Origin of the sequence: Aeromonas sp. 30P, assembly GCF_051919805.1 — a bacterium.
GTDB classification, from domain to species: Bacteria; Pseudomonadota; Gammaproteobacteria; order Enterobacterales; family Aeromonadaceae; genus Aeromonas; species Aeromonas veronii.
This window is the reverse complement of sequence record NZ_JBQBEA010000001.1, coordinates 2,112,702-2,131,633: the sequence shown is the minus strand read 5'-3', so window position 1 is coordinate 2,131,633 and position 18,932 is coordinate 2,112,702. Positions and strand designations below refer to the sequence as shown.

The following is an 18,932-nucleotide window of genomic DNA, read 5'->3' as shown; positions in this document are numbered from 1 at the left end:
AAACGTGTGGAGGGTGGCCTCAGGCCAGCTGATCCATCCGTTGCCACAGGCGGCTCGCCACCTTGCTGGCCTGCTGATAAATGGGTTCGACGTCAAAGGCGAACTCGCGATCCTGATAGACCATGCGACCCTCCACCATCACGCTATTGACCGAGGATGAGCCCATGCCAAAGGCGAGATGGCCGCCGAGGTTGCGCGGCGCCAGCGGGGTCGGTGCGGCGTAGTCGCAGATGGTGAGGTCGGCCTTGTAGCCCGGCTCCAGGCGGCCAAATTTGGCGCCGAAGTTGCGCTCCAGCAAGGTGTTGCCGTTCCACAGGAACCGGGCAAAGCTGTCGGGCCACAGCGCGCCACCGGCATCCTTGTGCTTGAAGTAGGCGAACTTGAGCTCTTCGAGCATGTCGGAGCCGATGCCATCGGTACCGAGCGCCAGATTGCGATACTCCGGCAGGTGCATGTTGTAGCCCACGTGGTTGTTCATGTTGGAGCGGGCGTTATGTACCAGGAAGGCATCGCGGCTGTTGAGCAGCTCGATGTCAGCCGGGCTCAGGTAGATGCCGTGGGCGATCAGGGTCTTGCTGTCGACAAGGCCAAACTCGTCCAGCCGGGCGATGGGTTCCTTGCCATAGTGGTGGTGACCGTGGGCCATGTCGTAGCGGTCTTCCGCCACATGGATATGCAGACCACGACCGGTGACCTGCACCGCTTCGCGCAGCATGGCCAGCCCCTCGTCGGGCACGGTGAAGGGGGCGTGGGCGCCGATATGAGCCTCCACCAGATAGGGCTCGCTGCCCTTGGCTTTGGCCGCATCGATCTGTTGGGCGAACAGGATGTTCTCCTCCACCCCGGCCTGCAGCTCGGCGAGGCCGCCGTTGCGATCCGTGGTCTCGAAGCAGGTCATGCCGCGCAGACCCGCCTCCATAAACCCTTTGCGCAACACATTCAGGGAGCCCTTGATGAAGTTGGGCGAAGCGTGGTGGTCGATCACCGCGCTGCAGCCGCTCTTGATCGCTTCCAGCGAGCAGATGAGGCCGCTGTAGTAGAGGGACTCTTCATCGAGCGCCCGATCGAGGCGCCACCAGAGGTTTTTCAGGGTGGAGATAAAGTCCGGGCAAGGGGCGATATTGGCCATGATCCCCCGCGACAGGCCGGAGTAGAAGTGGTTGTGGGCACAGACGATGCCCGGCATCACCAGCTTGCCCCCCATCTCCCGATAGTTGGCCTCCGGGTAGAGGGCCCGCAGATTGGGCCCCACCGCTTTGATAAGCGATCCTTCGATGGCGATATCCACCCCTTCCAGCACCCGGGTCGGCTCCAGCTGGACAGCAGTGACGTTCTTCAGAATAAACATGGTTTGCTCCTTCGCTTATTCGTGGTTCGCTCAGGCCTCGACGGCCCCCAGCAGGTAGTGGTGATGAGCATGGACATGGCTGATGATCCGGCACATGTCGCCAAGGGCCGCTGGCGCATCCTTGATCCGGCTCTGGGCATCTATGGTCAGGCGATAGGTCTCGCCATCCTGACGCACCCGCAGTTCGCCACCGTCAGCCAGATAGAAACCGGGGTTGCGGCTGTTGTCGAAGTCCTCGGGCAGGCTGAAGATGGTGACCTTGTCCTGATAGGGCTTGCCCTGCCACGGGCAGAACTGGGCGCAGTTGCCACATTCGTTGCAGTAGGCATCCAGGTGCAGGGTCTGGAACTGGTCTTTGAAGCCCGGCACCGCGATGGCGACGTTGGCCCGGTTGGGGCAGACATCCACGCACTTGCTGCAGAGGTAGTTGCACTCGAGGCAACGGTGCGCCTCTTGCGCCACGAAGGCATCGCGCTCGTTCTTGTCAACCATGGTGACGGCGATGCTCCCCTTGCGGCGGTAGATCTCATCCTTGCCCGACGGCTGGATGGTCACTTCACTCTGCTGGCTGGCGATATGCTCACGAGAGAGCACCAGATCCGCGGCGCGGCGGGCACCACCGATGGCACCGACGATGGAGGATGGGCCGCTCTGCACGTCACCGATCAGGAAGACGTTGCGACGGCTGGTTTCGCCGGTCTGGCCATCCACCTCGGGCCAGCCATCGCTGCCAAGGGGAATCCCCATCGCTTTGAGCACCTCGCAGTCAGGCTGCTCGCCGATGGCGGTGATCAGGGCATCCATCTGCATCACTTCGGTCTGCTCGGTGGGTACCGGACGGCGGCGGCCCTGCTCGTCAGGATCCCCCAGCGCCATCATCCGCACAGTGAGCTTGCCATCTTTCTCAAAGCGCTCCGGATTGGTGAGGAAGCAGAAACGCACCCCATCCTCCACCGCTTCCAGATACTCCTCGCGATAGGCGGGCATCTCTTTTTCGCTGCGACGGTAGATAACGGTCACATCGCTGACACCGGGCACCTTGAGGGCAGCGCGGGCACAGTCCATGGCGGTGTTGCCGGCGCCGATCACCGCCACATGGCGGCCCAGCGGCAGCGGTTTGCCCTGATTGAAGCTGCGTAGGAAGTTGAAGGACTTGTAGACCCGATCATGCCCCCCTTCGAGGCGCATGCCGCCATTCTTGTCGGCACCGATGCCGACGAAGACATAGCTAAAGCCCTGGGCGTGCAGCTTGTCGACGGTGAGAGCCGGATCGCAGCCAAACTCGAACTTGACCCCGTGGGCGGCGACAAAGTCGATATCGTGCTGGATAAGCTCGGCCGGGATGCGGAACTCGGGGATGATGTGCTTGACCACGCCACCGGCATCCGCTTCGCGCTCGAACACGGTGACCGGATGGCCGGCACGGGCCAGGAAGTAGCCGGCGGAGAGACCGGCCGGACCGGCGCCAATCACCGCCACCGGATGCTTGTCTCCACTGCCGGCCGGTTTGTGCCAGCGGGCCTTGTACCCTTCCCAGCCGCGCTCCAGCGCCACTTTTTTCAGCTCGCGGATATTGAGCGCGCTGTCGTAGTCGAGACGGGTGCAGTTGTACTGGCACTGGTGATCGCAGATGTGGCTGGTGATGGCAGGCAAGGCGTTGCGCTGATAAATCAGCTCAAGGGCTGCCACATACTCCCCCTCGCCCATCAGGCGAATGTACTCGGGGATATCCTGATGCACGGCGCACGCAGTGACGCAGGGCGCCACGTAGCAGTCGGTTAGCGGCAGGCCGCCCCCCACTTCGATGCGATCCTCGGACTTCCACTCCTTCTGGGTGTAATCCATGGTGAGCGCCTTGGCAGCAAGCGCCTCCAGCTTGGCCACGTCCACCTGACTCATGCCCCAGCTGTCCGACGCATCTATCTCTTTGAGGCACTCGATCTGGCGCAGATAGCCACCTGGTTTCAGCAAGTCGGTGGCCATGGTGATGGGGCGGATACCGGTCTCGAAGATCTCGGCGATGTTGAACTTGCTGGCACCACCGGAGTAGGAGATAGGCAGTTTGCCCTCGAAGGCGCGAGACAGCACGGCGGCCACGTTGATGGAGAGGGGGAACAGCGCCCGGCCGGACATATACATCTCATCCCCCGGCAGCGCCCCTTTGCGGTTGATGGTGCCAAGGGTATTGGTCAGCTTGACCCCGAAGGTGAGCCCCTTCTCGGCCCCCAGCGCCATCAAGCGGGTCAGCATCGCCTTGGCCTGATCCAGCTTGAGGTCGTGATCGAATGACTCTTCGCTCAGGCCAATGTAATCAAAGCCGCAGGTATCGAGGATCTCGCGCACCCGCGGGTAGCCCAGCAGGGTCGGGTTCAGTTTGACGAAGGTGTTGAGCCCCTTCTCTTCCAGCATGTAGCGGCAGATGGCCTCGATCTCGTTGGGCGGGCAGCCGTGCATGGTAGAGAGGGTAACGCCGTGCACAAGATTGGCCGGGATGCGCTCCACCAGCTGTTGCAGGCGAGCGCGCCGCGCCCCCAGTCCCAGCTCGGCGATAAACTGCTCGTCGGCCACCAGCTCGCGCAGCACCTGCTGGTACTCGGCAAATTTCGGACTTTGGCTTGCATCCATCAGGCTGTGGATAAACTGCTGCATCGGTGGCTGTTTGATGCCATCGAGGTTGTACCCCACGCTCATGTTGAAGATGAAGGACTTGGCCTCTCCGTCGAGACGGGGGTCGAACACCTCCTCCAGCAGATAGAGGGCAAACCAGGCCTTCAGATACTCGTCAAACGCCTTGGGCAGGGTGAACTCGGTAGACCACTCGGTGTTGAAGCACTCGTCCTCGGCATCGATACAGGGCTTTTCCAGTTCGAGACGGTCCAGGATCTGCACCGTCTTGAGCTCGATAAAGCGCCCACCGGTCAGCCAGGAGGTGACGATGTTCTGGGCCAACTGGGTATGGGGACCGGCTGCCGGGCCAATGGGAGTCTCACAGGTTTCACCGAACACCTTGATCTTGCGCTCGTCCTGCTTGCGATAAAATTGTGCGGCGGGAATACCGAAAATACTCTGACTCTCTTTATATTCCGCGAAAATACGGGTCAGCAGGTTCTTGAACGGAACGGGTCGCATAATATCGCCCATGGCTATCTCCTTGCAGCTGTTCTGCCCATTGGCAGCATGAATAAATGGGGTATCCCGCACGGGTGTTCCCCCTTGGCAAGGAGAAGAGCAACAATCAGGCCACTACAGTTACAAAACTATTTTTTACGGTAAAAGCGTGAGACAGCTCCAATTAATGGAGAGAATTTACGATGCCACCATTATGGGTATTGCGAGTAGTTATCAATCACTCTGGAATTTACTTAATGAGCAGTTCAAAAAGAACTCACCCTATCAGATCAAGTGCGAGAAATATCACTTTGATAGGGTGAAAATCATCCAGCATTATCGCAAGCCAGCCCCGGCCAATATGGCCGGGGCTGGCTTAAAAGTCACAGCCATATAAAAGGCAGTCGTCGTTATTTCGGTTTATCCAAAGGCTGCGAGATGACTCGCGTCACCGCCCCTCTGGCTGCCATTGTATGCAGAGGGAGGTGGGTCCCAACGATACGACTCAGCCCTGCTCGGTCGTAAACTCGTCGGCAGAACGCAGCTCCAGCTCGCCGCGGATCAGCGCCTGATATCGCTCGGGGGTATCGATATCTAAGAGGATGGCAGGACTCTCGACCGGTATGCTGCGGTGTGGGCGTTGCAGCAACCAGCGGCGCACCGAACCCTGTGCCGGCGCGGCAGCCAGCTCCCTTGCGATGGATTTTGGCAGCAAGACCGGGTGGCCCGCCTCCCCCTCATAGCTCGGGAACAGGGCGAACTCTCCGCGCGCCTGCCACAACTGTTGGTAGACCTCGCATGGGATACAGGGCAGATCCCCGTGGCTGATAAAGAGGTAGTCAGCATCGCTGGCCGCCAGGGCAGAGCGGATCGAACTGCCCAGCCCCAACTCATAGTCAGGGTTATGGACGATGAGGATGTCGGGGCGATTCCCATAACAGGCAGCGAGCTCGGCCCCGCGATGGCCCACGACCAAAATAATCCGGGAACAGAAGGCCAGGGCATTTTTGAGACTTGCATCAAGAATTGTCCCCGAGCCATAAGGTAGCATCATTTTCCATGCCCCCATGCGGGATGACAAACCTGCTGCGGTAATTATACAGTCACACTGTTCACGCCCCCGAGCCTGCACCTTTTCATTCACCTCGCTATTTATTTCGGTCATTGCCATGTCCTTGCCACACTCTGTTATTCATGCGTTTCCGGATATTGGTTCGCTTTTAAATCCACTGCTTGAAAATAGTGACAACCATACCACGCTAATTAGCCTTTGTGGCGCCGGTGGAAAAACCAGTACCCTGTTCTGGCTGGCGGAATATTTTTATCAACAGGGTAAAAGGGTGCTAATTACCACCACCACCCGGATGTTTCTGCCTGCCCCGTCACACTATCGGGAATTGATCCTGGAAGCCGATCCCGTCCGCCAGCTGACCCGCTGTCAGCAACTGCCCGATGAGCCGACCCTGGTCGCCCTGTTCAGCCATATCGATCAGGCCAGCGGCAAGGTGGCGGGCCCCACACCCCAGCAGATTGATCTTATCAAGGGGCAGCAGCGCTTCGATCTCATCCTGGTCGAATCGGATGGCGCCAATCACAAGTTATTGAAAGTGCCCGCTTTGCACGAACCTTGCATTCCTCAGCACAGTGATTGGGTGATCGCCCTGACAGGCGGCGCCATGGTGGGGGCCAAGGCCGACCCGCAGCAGATCCACCGCTGGGCAGAGCTTCAGGCCCTGTGCGGGATAGAGGCCGGTGACCCCCTCGACTGGGCCCTGTTTCACCAGCTGCTCTCCCACCCCGAGGGGCTGTTCAAAGGCACCCGGCCAGGGCGCGCCGGATCTGGTTTATCAATGGGGATTATCAAAATGAGGCGTCATGGCTCGATGAATTGATAAAGCTGCATAGCCGCCACCCCGAGATCCATGCCATCTGGCAGGGGGCGGTTCGCGAGCCACAGCCCATTCGCCACGCACTCGGTTACTTCGCTCAGGATGAGGCTCAGCCGCCTCGCCCATGATGGTTTAAGGATAAGAAGAGGTACCTTATGAATCTGTTTTCACACGCAGCCCGACTGGAACAGGAGAACACTCCCTTTGCCATGGCCCAGATCATCGAGAGCCGTGGCTCCACCCCCCGCCATCAGGCCCAGATGCTGGTGATGGCCGATGGCCAGATCCTCGGCACCATCGGCGGCGGCATGATCGAGCGGCTGGTGATCGAGGAAGCGATGGCCGCCATTGCCGAGCGCAAGCCGCGCATCTTCCACGGCCGGATGGCACGCAACGGTGAGCATGCGGTCGGATCGGATTGCGGTGGTGCCATGTCGGTCTATATCGATGTCTATGGTCTGCGACCACGGCTGGTGCTCATTGGTGCCGGCCACGTCAACCGGGCTGTGGCCCATGCTGCGGCGCCGCTCGGCTTTGATGTCCATGTAGGGGATTGCTTCGAGGGGAGCCTCAACCCTGACCTCTTCCCCGCCGGTACCCATCTGGTGCAGGCCGATACCATCAGCGCGGTGATCGATAAACTGGCCATCGAGCCCGCCAACTTCGTCATCATCGCCACCAACCATCAGGACAAGGAGGCGCTGGATCGCCTCATCAGCCGTCCCCTCGCCTATCTGGGGCTGCTCGCCAGCAAGCGCAAGGTACAGACCTTCACCCAGGCGCTGCGCCAGCAAGGGGTGAGCCAGACCCAACTGCAGCAGCTGCACGCCCCCATCGGTTACAACATAGGTGCCGAAACCCCCGAGGAGATCGCCATCAGCATCCTCGCCGAGCTGCTGCAGGTGAAAAATGGCAAAGCGGGTGGACTGATGCAGGATGATGTGCGCCTCAAGCGGGATCAACTGGTGGTGATGCGCGGCTCCGGCGACATCGCCACCGGCGTCGCGCTGCGCCTGCACAATGCCGGCTTCAAGGTGGTGATGCTGGATCTCGACAAACCCACGGTGATCCGCCGCACCGTCGCCTTCGCCCAGGGGATGTTTGACGGTGAAACCAGTGTCGAGGGTGTGCGCGCCAAGCGGGTCGAGAGCGTTGAGCAGGCGTTCGAGCAGCTGGATCGGGGCGTCATTCCGCTGCTGGTTGACCCCGACTGCGCCACCCTTGCCGAGCTCAAGCCGCGCTATCTGGTGGATGCCATCCTCGCCAAGCAGAACCTCGGCACCCACAAGGAGATGGCCCCCATTACGGTGGCCCTTGGCCCGGGATTTGAGGCGGGACGCGACTGCGATGCAGTGATCGAGACCAACCGTGGTCACCATCTGGGGCGGGTCATCTATCAGGGCCCCGCCCAGCCCAATACCGGCATTCCCGGAGTAATCGAGGGGCACTCCGCACGCCGGGTGGTACGCGCCCCCGCCCCCGGCGTGATGAAGAGCCTGATCAAGCTCGGCGATCTGGTTCAGGAGGGGGATGTGATTGCCCATGTAGGGGATGCCCCCATCATAGCGCCCCTCTCTGGCATGGTGCGGGGGCTGCTCAGCGATGGCATCGAGGTGCCAGTCGGCTTCAAGATTGGCGATATCGACCCGCGTGGCGAGCGCGCCGATGCCACCACCGTCTCTGACAAGGCACGCGCCATCGGCGGCGCCGTACTCGAAGCCATGATGCATCTGGCACGGCGCAGATAAGGGCACAGCGCGTCCCCCCTCAGCGCCAAGCAAAAGCCCCACCGTGATGGTGGGGCTTTTTTCGGCCTGTCGGTTGATGCAGCTCCTTTACATCAGGAGAACCTGCATCACGACCGGGTTCGTTGCAATCGCCAGGCTCGCACCGCCAGCACAACCAGAGTGATGGCGGTGAGCGGCAATACAAAACCGGTTAGCGCTGCACTGAACTGACCTTGCAGCGGACTGGATGTGGCGTGGAGGATCAGCCAGCAGGTGTAGCCGATGTAGTAGGCCAGGAACAGCGCCCCTTCCCAGCGGGCGATGGTGTAACCGGTAAAGAAGATGGGCAGGCAGGCAAGCGCCACCGCAATCATTACCGGAATATCGAACTGAAGGGCGGTGGCCGACACTTCAAGCCCTCCCGGCGTCACCATGGAGGTGAGTCCCAGCACGCAGAGGATATTGAAGATATTGCTGCCGACCACGTTGCCCACCGCGATATCCCGCTCCCCGCGCAGGGCTGCGACGATGGAGGTCACCACTTCGGGCAAGGAGGTACCGGCAGCCACTATGGTCAAGCCGATGATCAGATCGCTCACCCCGAAGTAGTGGGCAATCTCCACTGCACTGCCAACCAGCAGGCGGGAGCCGAGGATCAGCAGACCCAGACCTGCGGCAATAAAGAGCAGATTGCGCAACCAGTTGCCCGCCGTACTCGCTTCACGGGTACCAAACTCCTGCTCGTACTCCGCCTGCACCGCTTTGTTTTCCCGTCGACTCTGGACAAAGAGAAACCCGGTGTAGGCGATGATGCCGGCAAACAGCAGCGCCCCTTCCAGTGGCGCAATACGGCCATCGTAGCCCAGCAACAACACCAGAAAAGAGACCACTATCATCAAGGGAACGTCGAGACGTACCAGTTGCAGGGAGACGGTCAACGGTACGATCAGTGCCGAAATACCTAAAATAAACAGCACGTTGAAAATATTGCTGCCGACCACGTTCCCCACCGCTATCCCTGCCTGCCCCTCGAGGCCAGACTGGATGCTCACCGCCAGCTCGGGAGCACTGGTCCCAAAGGCCACTATGGTCAATCCCACCACCAGTGGCGATATCCCCATCATGGTGGCGAGGCGAGATGCGCCCCGCACAAGAGATTCGGCCCCCACCACCAGACACACCAGGCCTACAGCCAACCACACCAGCGTCATCATACGGTCTCATCCTTGCCGTTAGGTTTGTTGAAATAATCACAATAAATCAGATACCTGTGCTCCAAGCACAGTCAGACCACGCCATTGTAACTAGGGGCTGGTCCCCTGTCGCGGGCTCTTTTGAGTGCTGTTTATTGTGCCACTGGCAGCCCAGTCACCCCTCAACCGTGCTTGATACGGGTCTCCCCCGCCACCGATACCACGGAGCGCTTGCCCTTGCGGCTAATCACCAACAACGCCATTACGATAAGGGCGATGCCGCTCCCCTCCACCGGCCCCGGATTTTCCCCAAGCAGCCACCAGGAGAGCAGCACGCCGGTTACCGGCACCGCCAGGGTGCTGAGGCTGGCAATCCCCGCCGGCAGCTTTTTCAGCACGAACAGCCAGAGGCTCCAAGCCAGCGCCGTGGCGAAGATGGCGCTATAAGCCAGCGCCCCCATCACGTAGGGCTGCCAGTCGATGGGGCGCTCCGGCACCAGTGCGGCCACCAGTGTCATCACCAGGGTGGCGTAGATCATCTGCCAGGTGGTGAGGGACATCAGATCCACCCCGGGGTGGCGGGCATACATCCGCTTGGCGATGATGGCGCTGATCCCCCAGCAGATGCCGGAGAGGATCGCCAAGAGCGCACTCTTGAGGGATTCAAGGTGCAGCAGCCAGGGCTGTATCACCAGCAGCAGCCCGCAGGCCGCCACCCCGACAGCCATATAGTGCAGCTTGCGCATCCGCTCCCCCAGAAAGAGCGCTGCGAAGATCACCACCCAGAACGGCATGGTGTAGCTCAGAATAGCCACCTTGCCCGCCCCGCCGCTGATCAGCGCCCACTGGGCCAACCCCACCATGCCGCAGGTCTGGAACAGGGCGATGGCTAATGTATAGCGAAACGGGGTGGGTTTGAGGTAACGGCGGCCACGCAGGGCCAGCACCAGCAACAACACCAATGAACCGCACAAGCAGCGCAGGGCGGTGAACTCGAACGCCCCCGCGTAGAGCATCACCTGCTTCATCACGATCCAGCTGTAACTCCAGATGGCGGTGAGCAGGACCAGTCCCCCCAACGCCGCCATATTGATCTTTGTGCTCATTACTCTGCCTTTTTGGCGCCTGTGCGCCTGCATGCCGGGCTAACCAGCCCCTAAAAGGACCATCTTACTCTTGTGGGGGCCGACAGCCCAAACGTGCACGCCCCCTGAAGAGGGGCGTTGACGAAGAACCTTGCCAAGGTGGGCCTCGAACGACTAATACGCTATATACGTCCCTTATCTGACCCTTGGTAAAATCGATTGCCATCATTAAATGCAAATGCTAATACTTCTCACCCCAAAATCCGTTCAAGGTTTTCACAAGATGTTTCGTCACCCCCTGGCAAAGTTGCTGCTGCTCGGTCAGCTCGCCCTGATGAGCTGGATGGCGCAGGCAAATCCCCCGGTTGAAGTAGAAGATGTGATGGGCCGCAAGGTCTCCCTCAGCCTTCCGGCCAGCCGTATCGTGCTCGGTTTCTATCCCGAGGATTATCTGGCCGTGGCCGGTGAAGGCGGCGCCGATCGGCTGGTGGGCATGTCCCGTGGCTGGTTCGTCAAGTCCCGCCCCGCCATCTGGTCGCTCTATGTGGCCAGCCTGCCGCAACTGGCCAAGGTGCCTGACCTTGGCAATGTGCAGGATCAGAGCTTCTCCATCGAGAAGACCCTGGCGGTCAAGCCCGATCTGCTGATCCTGGCGAAGTGGCAATATGAGGCCCTCGGCCCGGATCTGCCACGCTTCGAACAGGCCGGGATCCCGGTGGTGGTCATCGACTACAACGCCCAGACCCTGGAGCGCCACATGGCGAGCACCTTGCTGCTGGGCAAGGTGACAGGTCAGGAAGCTCGTGCCCAACAGATGGCCGACGAATACAAGACCAAGATTGACATCATCACCTCCCGCGTTGCCAACGCGAAGCGCCAGCCCCCTCGGGTCTATATCGAGCTGGGTGACAAGGGCCCGGCCGAGTACAGCTACACCTATGGCAAGGACATGTGGGGCGCGATGGCCCTGCTGGCCGGGGGTGACAACGTCGCGGCTCCCTTCGTCGAGCGCTGGGGCCCCATCCATCCTGAGCAACTGCTGGCGAGCAAACCCGAAGTCATCCTGATGGCGGGCTACGAGAGCGTGAGCAGCGCAGAGGCGATGCAGGTCGGCCAGGATGTGTCGGCTGAGACCGTGCGCCAGCGTCTGCAGGGTTTTGCCGCCCGCCCGGGCTGGAGCGAGTTGCCCGCAGTGCAGCAGGGTCGTCTCTATGCGGTCTATCACGGCGCCACCCGCAGCATCATGGATGCCGCGCTCATCGAGTTCATGGCCAAGGCCCTCTACCCGGATCTGTTCCAGGATCTCGATCCACTGGTCACCTATCAGGGCTTCTACCAGCGCTATCTGCCCATCCGTCCCCAGGGCACATTTATGCTGGGCATCAAGCAGGGTGACGCAAACTGAATCCGGTCGTTCGGGCTTTGCCTGTCTAGGCAGAACCCTCTTCATCCCTCTTTCACCCTTGTGGGCGCCTCTCATGGCGCCCGTTTCAGGATTGTCATCATGAATGATTTGGCTGCCCTGCAGCAGACCCTCGCCCGCCAGCGGCAACGGGAGCGCCGTCGCGGGCACTGGCTCCTGCTGCTCACCCTAGTGCTGTGCATTACCCTGGTGCTCGACATCGCCACCGGCCCCTCTCTGCTGCCACTGGGCGAAGTGGTCGATGCCCTGCTCGCCCCCGCCCAGGCCGATCCCATGACCCGCACCATAGTCCATGACATGCGCCTGCCCATCGCCCTGATGGCGCTGGTGGTCGGTGCTGCGCTGGGCCTTGGCGGCGTCCAGATGCAGACCCTGCTGGACAATCCGCTGGCCAGCCCCTACACCCTGGGGCTCGCTGCCGCAGCGGGGCTCGGTGCCGCACTGGCGCTCTATACCGGCGGTCTTGGGCTCCCTCCTCTGATTGCCATTCCGGCTGGCGCCTTCATCCTCTGCATGTTTGCCGCGAGCCTTTTATTTGGCTTGGCCATGATGCGCCATGTCAGCAGCCAGACCCTGATCCTGGCGGGCATCGCCCTGCTGTTCCTGTTCCAATCCCTGCTCTCCCTGCTGCAGTTTCTCTCCTCCCCCGAGCTCAACCAGCAGATCCTGTTCTGGCTGTTTGGCAGCCTGATGCGCACCACCTGGGACTCCCTGATCATCACCGCCGCCATCACCCTGATCTGCACCCTGCTCATCTACCGGGATGCCTGGGCCCTCACCAGCCTGCGCCTCGGGGAAGCCCGCGCCCGCAGCCTCGGGGTCAACGTGGACAGGTTGCGCATGAAGACCCTGATCCTGGTCGCCCTGCTCACCGCCACCGCCACCAGTTTCGTCGGTGTCATCGGCTTCGTTGGCCTGGTGGCACCCCATATTGCTCGCATGCTGGTGGGGGAAGATCAGCGCTTTTTGATCCCGCTCTCGGCCCTGTGCGGCGCCTGCATGCTCTCGGCGGCCTCAGTGCTCTCGAAGTCCATTATTCCGGGGGCCCTCTTTCCCATCGGCATTGTCACCGCTCTGATTGGCGTGCCCTTCTTCATCTGGTTGATCCTCGGCAGGGGGCGTAAACGTGCTTGAAATATCCCGACTCACCCTCTCCCTCGGCCAGCAGACCCTGCTGCGAGAGCTCAACCTCACCCTGCATCCGGGTCAAGTCCACGTGATCATCGGTCCGAACGGTACCGGCAAGACCTCCTTGATGCGCACCCTGTTTGGTGAACTGACCCCGGATGGCGGCGATATCCGCCTGGGGGGCCAGAGTGTCCGCCAGATGACGCAGGCCAAGTGGCGCCAGCAGTTTGGCTACATGCCCCAGAACATCCAGCTGGAGCTGGACTTGAGCGTCATCGAAGTGGTGGTACTCGGTCGCCTCGACAGCCTCTCCATGCGTCTGGCTGACGAGGACATTCTGGCGGCGGGCCGCGCCCTGCAAGCGCTCGGCATCGCCCATCTGGCGGATCGCCCCCTCTACTCCTTGAGCGGCGGCCAGCGGCAGATGGTGCTGTTTGCCCAGGTGCTGCTGCGCGATCCCCGCATCATGATGCTGGACGAGCCGGTCAGCGCCCTGGATCTGCACCACCAGATGCAACTGATGGAGCACCTGTGTCAGCAGACCCGCGAGCAGCAGTGGATCACCCTGGTGGTGCTGCACGATCTCAACCTCGCAGCCCAGTTTGCCGATCAGCTGATCGTGCTGGCAGGGGGCGATCTGCAGGCCTTCGGCCCCCCCGCCCGGGTGCTCGACGCGGCCCTCATCGAGCGCCTCTACCATGTGCCGGTGGAGATAAGCCACGATCAGAGCGGCATCCCCTTCCTCAGAACCGTGCGAAAGGCCTCATGACACAGCGCTGCGCCCCCCCTGCAACCACCTACCCACGCGCTGGCGGGAGGCGCACATGAACGGCGCCTCCTACTGGCGGGACTGGCAGGGCATGAGCCCGGCAGCCCGCCTGCTTATCACCAACGGGCTGGCCTTCAACCTCGGCTTCTACATGATGATGCCCTTCCTCGCCCAGCACATGGGTAGCGGGCTGGGTCTCGCCGGTTGGGCCTGTGGCCTGGTCATGGGGATGCGGGTCTTCAGCCAGCAGGGGCTCTTTCTCTTGGGGGGCACCCTTGGGGATCGCATCGGCTATCACCCCGCCATCGTCTGGGGCTGCCTGGTGCGCTCCATAGGCTTCGTGTTGCTCGGCTGGGCCGAGTCCCTGCCCATCCTGCTGCTGGCCGCCGCCCTCACCGGCTTTGCGGGGGCCCTGTTCACCCCTTGCGCCCAGGCGTATCTTGCCAGCGAATGCCACAACCCGAGCCAGCGTCAGCGCGCCTTTGCCCTGCACAATCTCGCCAGCGAGGCGGGCATGCTGCTCGGGCCCCTGGTTGGACTGACACTGACCCAGCAGAGCTATACCCTGACCGGCTTGTTGGCGGCGAGTCTGTTCGCCCTGCTCGGCGTGCTGCAATACCGGGTGCTGCCCAAACGCCCGGTGAGCCACCAGAGTCCGCGTGGCGCCATTTTGCGCCAATGGAGAGAGATAGTGCGCCAGCGCCCATTTATCGTGTTTACCCTGCTGGCGGGCAGCTACCAGATCCTGTTCCACCAGCTCTATCTCGCCCTGCCCGCCCATATCCAGAGTCTGCCGGACGCCACCTACCTGCTCGGCGGCGTCTTTACCCTCTCGGCGGTGATCGGCGTCCTGCTCCAGCTACCAGCCTCCCGTCTGGTAGAGAGGCGCCTGGGAGTGCCGCTCGCCATGGGGTTGGGTATCGGGATGATGGGCTTGAGCTACCTGGCTCTACCGCTGCTGGCACCTTGGCCGACGGCAGGCGTGTTGACGCAGGTAGCCCTGCTATCGCTCGGATCCATTCTCTGCTTCCCGCTCTTTTCCGCCCAACTGCCCCGATACGCCCCTCCCGAGCAGCTCGGCAGCTACTACGGCTTCTATGCCAGCGCTGGCGGCTGCATGGCGCTCTTTGGCAACCTGCTCATCGGTTTTATGTTGGGGGATGCGGGCAGCCGCCCCGCCACAGTCATCTGGCTGCTGCTGGCGATGATTGGTTTGCTCGCCGGTATCGGCCTCTACAGGTTTCTGCCATCCACAAAAACCGGTTGCCACTCCAACTAGCCCCATTGCCACTCCCACAGAGCGGTTCATCTGGCCTGCAGAACACGATCGACAGTGATGATCCGTCACCGCCATCCCAATAAAACTGAGTGTGGAGCCAAGGCTCCACACTCTATCAGGGGGCCGGATGCCCCTGCGGGTCAATACGCATGATTACAGGCTGATCACGGTACCGGTCTTGCCAGCGATCCCCTCGGCGGCCTTCTCCAGCAGGGTGATGAGGGATTTGCGCCCCGGCATGGATGTGGCAAACGAGAGCGCCGCCTCCACCTTGGGCAGCATGGATCCCTTGGCAAACTGCCCCTGCTCGATAAAACACTGGGCATCTCCCACGCTCAGCTGATCGAGCCACTGCACATCGGGTTTGCCGAAGTTGATGGCCACTTTCTCTACCGCGGTAAGGATGATCAGCATGTCGGCGTCGATAAGCTCCGCCAGCTTGGCACTGGCCCAATCCTTGTCGATCACCGCACTGGCACCGCGCAGGTGATTGCCCTCCCGCAGCACCGGAATGCCGCCGCCACCGACGGTGATCACCACCTGACCGGCAGCCAGCATGGCAGAGACGGTCTCTTTCTCGATGATATCGACGGGTTTGGGGGATGCGACCACCCGGCGATAGCCGCGACCGGCGTCCTCTTTGAGGTGCTCACCCTGCGCCATCAGCGCCTCGGCCTCCTCCTTGCTGAAGAAACCGCCGATGGGCTTGCTCGGGTCGAGGAAGGCGGGATCGTTTTTATCAACCTCAACCTGGGTCACCAAAGTGGCAACCGGCTTGTGGATGCCGCGTTCAAGCAGTGCCTCGCGCAGGGCGTTTTGCAGGTCATAACCGATATAACCCTGACTCAGGGCCACGCAGACCGACATGGGCAGATGGGGCGCCTTGGAGTCATGGCGGGCCGCCACCTCGAACGCCTGCTGGATCATCCCCACCTGCGGGCCGTTACCGTGGGTCACCACCACCTCATGCCCCTGAGCGATCAGGTCGGCAATGGTGCCCACCGTGCTCTGCACCGCCTTCATCTGCTCGGGCAGGTTGTTGCCCAGCGCATTGCCGCCAAGGGCCAGTACGATTCTCTGTTTCATCTTGTTATCTCCAGTGATGGGACAAGCCGGCGCAATACCGGCCCACCTTTCGTTGTTCACATAAGCTTGCTGATTTGCGTGTTTCGAACGGATTGTCAGCCTGCCACTGTGGGGCAAGGCGAGTGCAGCTCCGGCGCCAACGCCGGATCAAAGGGCGCTCTGGCTAGAAAACGGCCGTGACCACGCAGCCCCAGAAACTCGCCATCGCGAGCGACTATCTCGCCGCGACTGAGGGTCATCCTGATCTGGCCGGGACAACGCATCCCCTCGTAGGGGCTGTAGTCGCCGTTGTCGTGCAGGGCGGCGTGACGAATCTGGGTCTCGCCACGGGGATCCATCAGCACCAGATCGGCATCAGACCCCGCTTGCAAGTTGCCCTTGCGCGGCCAGAGGCCAAACAGGCGCGCCGAATTGGCGCTGGTGAGGGCCACGAAGCGGGACGGCGAGATGCGCCCGCCCAACACCCCGTGGGCAAACAGCAGCAGCATCCGGTTCTCGACGCCCGGCAAGCCGTTGGGGCAGCGGCTGAAATCGCCGCCTGACAGGGTCATGCGCTGGGCATGGGAGAAGTTGCAGTGATCGGTCGCCACCGTGTCGATGTCGCCCGCAGCGATGCCAACCCACAGCTTGTCCTGCTCGCGGCGTGAGCGCAGCGGGGGGCTGAGCAGATAGTCGACCCCGTTCTCCCGGTAGTAACAGCTGTCATCAAGCAGCAGATATTGCGGGCAGGTCTCCACAAACCGGTTGCCCCTGACGGCGCGCCAATTTCAGATACTCCAGCCCCAGTCCGTTGGAGAGGTGGACGATATAGAGCGGGGCATTGCCCGCGAGCCCCGCCAGGTTGATCATCCGGGCGATCGCCTCCGCCTCGCACTCCAGCGGGCGACTTTGCGGGTGATACCAGGGCTCATGGTGACCGGCGGCCAATAGGGCCGCCCGGCGCGCCGCGATGGCGGCATCATTCTCGGGATGGACGGTGGCGAGCGCCCCCACCTCTTTGAGGCGGGCCAAGGCGCGCAGCACGTCATGGTCCCCCAGCTTGTACTGGTAGGTGAGATAGAGCTTGAAGCTACTGATCCCCTCCTCCTGCACCATGGCGGCCATCTCATTAAGGATGGCGTCATCCACATGCTGGATCACGCCGTGAAAGCTGTAGTCGACCACCGCCTGATCGGCGGCGTAATCGTGATAGCGGGCCAGCTGGTGATGCAGATTGCACCCCGCCGGGCCAAATCCCATGTGGTCGATGATGGTGGTGGTGCCACCACAGGCGGCGGCACGGGTACCGCTGAAAAAGTCATCGCAACTGCGGGCAATCCCCACATCGATGTTGAAGTGGGTGTGGACATCGATGCCACCTGGCATCACATAGCAGCCGCTGGCATCGATCACCTCGGTTTCGCCATCGGGCTGGATATCGGCGGCACGGGCGCGGATCACCCCGTTTTCGATCAGCAGATCCTGACGATATTCACCCTGCGCATCGACCAACACACCGTTTTTGATCAGCCGTTTCATCCCCACCACCTCGAATGCTTTTTGCCTTCAAACAGCAAGGCCCCGCCTCAATGGAGACGGGGCACTTTCAACAGCTGGGCGGCGATGGCAGTCACCACCCGGCAGTCCCCTTACTTGTCCAGCTCGGCCAGATAGAGCATGGGGATCACGGCGTACATGGCGGCGCACTTGACCAGATGCTCTTTCCAGGTCTTCTCGTTCGGTGCGTGGGCCTCCGGCTCTTTACCCGGGCCAAAACCGATGACCGGAATACCGTGGCGACCCATGATGGAGACCCCGTTGGTCGAGAAGGTCCACTTGTCCACTACCGGCTCCTTGTTGAACAGCTCGCGATAAGCCTTGGAGAGGGTTTTGACGGTGATGTGATCCTCTTCCACCTTCCAGGTCGGGAAGTAGCACTCGGTCGGGTAGACCAGACCTGTGTAGGCCGGACGGTCGTACTGATACATGGAGACCTCGGCACCGGCGGCTTGCACCGCAGGCAGGGCGCGGATCTCGTCGAGCGCCCCTTGCCAGGTCTCGCCCCAGGTGAGGCGGCGGTCGATGGAGACGGCGCAGCTGTCGGCGACAGCGCAGCGGCTTGGCGAAGTGAAGAAGATCTCGGAGACAGTCAGGGTACCCTTGCCGAGGAAGTCGTCATGACCGAGGTTGTGGCTCAGCTCCTGCAATTCGCCGAGGATCGGGCCCATCTTGAAGATGGCGTTGTCACCGCGCTCAGGCGCAGAGCCGTGGCAGCTCACCCCCTGCACTTCCACACGGATCTCCATGCGGCCACGCTGGCCACGGTAGATCTGGCAGTCGGTGGGTTCGGTACTGACCACGAACTCGGGGCGGATCTTGCTCTGCTCGATGATGTACTGCCAGCAGAGACCATCGCAATCCTCCTCCTGCACGGTACCGGTCACCAGCAGGGTGTACTGATCTTCCAACCCCAGATCCTTGATGATCTTGCCCGCGTAGACCATGGAGGCCATGCCGCCTTCTTGGTCAGATGCACCGCGGCCACCGATGATCTCGTGATCTTCCATCCCCTCATAGGGGTCGAAAGTCCAGTTGGCGCGGTTGCCGACCCCGACGGTATCGATGTGGGCATCCATGGCGATCAGGTGCGGGCCGTGGCCGATATAGCCCAGCACGTTACCCATGGGGTCGATCTCGACCTTGTCAAAGCCAACCTTCTCCATCTCCTGCTTGATGCGCAGCACGACGCGCTCTTCATCGCAGCTCTCGCTCGGGATGGCGATCATGTCGCGCAGGAACTGACTCATCTCGGCCTTGTACTGGTAGGCCTTCTCCAACACCATTTCAAACGGAATTTGCTTGCTCATTGTGATTCTCCATAACAACTGAGAGTGCGCGGCCTGTTCATCGGCAGCGCC

14 protein-coding genes and 1 pseudogene are annotated in these 18,932 nt (G+C 61.5%); 7 read left to right on the top strand and 8 right to left on the bottom strand.

The window, feature by feature from the left end; translation table 11 throughout:
* Positions 1 to 19: 19 nt before the first annotated feature.
* Together ssnA and ygfK are read right to left on the bottom strand one after the other, a co-directional pair.
* Positions 20 to 1,348 (bottom strand): putative aminohydrolase SsnA, encoded by a 1,329-nt coding sequence (gene ssnA / locus ACTG2B_RS09860; protein WP_029300822.1) that lies wholly within the window; start codon positions 1,346 to 1,348, stop codon positions 20 to 22.
* Positions 1,349 to 1,378: 30 nt separating this feature from the next.
* Positions 1,379 to 4,489 (bottom strand): putative selenate reductase subunit YgfK, encoded by a 3,111-nt coding sequence (gene ygfK, locus ACTG2B_RS09855; RefSeq protein WP_439995621.1) that lies wholly within the window; start codon positions 4,487 to 4,489, stop codon positions 1,379 to 1,381.
* Between the two features lie 136 nt (positions 4,490 to 4,625).
* On the opposite strand from ygfK, the gene ACTG2B_RS09850 reads away from it, so the two are divergent.
* Positions 4,626 to 4,853, top strand: a complete 228-nt coding sequence (locus tag ACTG2B_RS09850; protein ID WP_439995620.1) for a hypothetical protein — start codon at positions 4,626 to 4,628, stop codon at positions 4,851 to 4,853.
* A gap of 108 nt (positions 4,854 to 4,961) precedes the next feature.
* Here ACTG2B_RS09850 and mocA read toward each other — a convergent pair whose 3' ends face one another.
* Positions 4,962 to 5,621, bottom strand: a complete 660-nt coding sequence (gene mocA, locus ACTG2B_RS09845) for a molybdenum cofactor cytidylyltransferase (RefSeq protein ID WP_257725254.1) — start codon at positions 5,619 to 5,621, stop codon at positions 4,962 to 4,964.
* Between mocA and yqeC the strand changes: the two genes are divergently transcribed.
* Together yqeC and yqeB are read left to right on the top strand one after the other, a co-directional pair.
* A complete protein-coding gene (gene yqeC, locus ACTG2B_RS09840) occupies positions 5,524 to 6,348 on the top strand; it encodes a selenium cofactor biosynthesis protein YqeC (RefSeq protein WP_439995619.1) in 825 nt (274 codons plus the stop codon). The two genes, mocA and yqeC, sit on opposite strands and share 98 nt — an antisense overlap.
* Positions 6,349 to 6,500: 152 nt before the next feature.
* Complete coding sequence (gene yqeB / locus ACTG2B_RS09835) at positions 6,501 to 8,093, top strand: selenium-dependent molybdenum cofactor biosynthesis protein YqeB (RefSeq protein WP_439995618.1); 1,593 nt, start codon at positions 6,501 to 6,503, stop codon at positions 8,091 to 8,093.
* Positions 8,094 to 8,200: 107 nt separating this feature from the next.
* On the opposite strand, the gene ACTG2B_RS09830 is transcribed toward yqeB, so the two are convergent.
* Both ACTG2B_RS09830 and ACTG2B_RS09825 read right to left on the bottom strand, forming a co-directional pair.
* Positions 8,201 to 9,286: a calcium/sodium antiporter gene (locus tag ACTG2B_RS09830; protein WP_439995617.1), complete on the bottom strand. Its 1,086-nt coding sequence runs from the start codon at positions 9,284 to 9,286 to the stop codon at positions 8,201 to 8,203.
* A gap of 161 nt (positions 9,287 to 9,447) precedes the next feature.
* A complete protein-coding gene (locus ACTG2B_RS09825; RefSeq protein ID WP_335832378.1) occupies positions 9,448 to 10,371 on the bottom strand; it encodes a DMT family transporter in 924 nt (307 codons plus the stop codon).
* Positions 10,372 to 10,633: 262 nt separating this feature from the next.
* On the opposite strand from ACTG2B_RS09825, the gene ACTG2B_RS09820 reads away from it, so the two are divergent.
* From ACTG2B_RS09820 to ACTG2B_RS09805, 4 genes are all read left to right on the top strand, one after another.
* Entirely contained in the window at positions 10,634 to 11,755 is a 1,122-nt protein-coding gene (locus ACTG2B_RS09820) for an ABC transporter substrate-binding protein (protein ID WP_439995616.1), read from the top strand.
* 99 nt (positions 11,756 to 11,854) lie between these two features.
* Positions 11,855 to 12,907 (top strand): FecCD family ABC transporter permease, encoded by a 1,053-nt coding sequence (locus ACTG2B_RS09815; protein WP_439995615.1) that lies wholly within the window; start codon positions 11,855 to 11,857, stop codon positions 12,905 to 12,907.
* On the top strand, positions 12,900 to 13,670 hold the full coding sequence (locus ACTG2B_RS09810) for an ABC transporter ATP-binding protein (RefSeq protein WP_439995614.1): 771 nt from the start codon (positions 12,900 to 12,902) through the stop codon (positions 13,668 to 13,670). The genes ACTG2B_RS09815 and ACTG2B_RS09810 overlap by 8 nt, the downstream gene beginning before the upstream one ends.
* Positions 13,671 to 13,725: 55 nt before the next feature.
* The gene (locus ACTG2B_RS09805) at positions 13,726 to 14,949 is read left to right on the top strand and encodes an MFS transporter (protein WP_439995612.1); all 1,224 of its coding nucleotides are present in this window, start codon (positions 13,726 to 13,728) and stop codon (positions 14,947 to 14,949) included.
* 153 nt (positions 14,950 to 15,102) lie between these two features.
* Here ACTG2B_RS09805 and arcC read toward each other — a convergent pair whose 3' ends face one another.
* The 3 genes and pseudogenes from arcC to ACTG2B_RS09790 all read right to left on the bottom strand — a co-directional run bounded on the left by arcC (position 15,103) and on the right by ACTG2B_RS09790 (position 18,881).
* Complete coding sequence (gene arcC, locus ACTG2B_RS09800; protein ID WP_439995610.1) at positions 15,103 to 16,035, bottom strand: carbamate kinase; 933 nt, start codon at positions 16,033 to 16,035, stop codon at positions 15,103 to 15,105.
* 95 nt (positions 16,036 to 16,130) lie between these two features.
* Positions 16,131 to 17,553, bottom strand: a pseudogene (hydA, locus tag ACTG2B_RS09795) (dihydropyrimidinase).
* A gap of 110 nt (positions 17,554 to 17,663) precedes the next feature.
* On the bottom strand, positions 17,664 to 18,881 hold the full coding sequence (locus ACTG2B_RS09790; RefSeq protein ID WP_005336806.1) for a YgeY family selenium metabolism-linked hydrolase: 1,218 nt from the start codon (positions 18,879 to 18,881) through the stop codon (positions 17,664 to 17,666).
* Positions 18,882 to 18,932 lie beyond the last annotated feature (51 nt).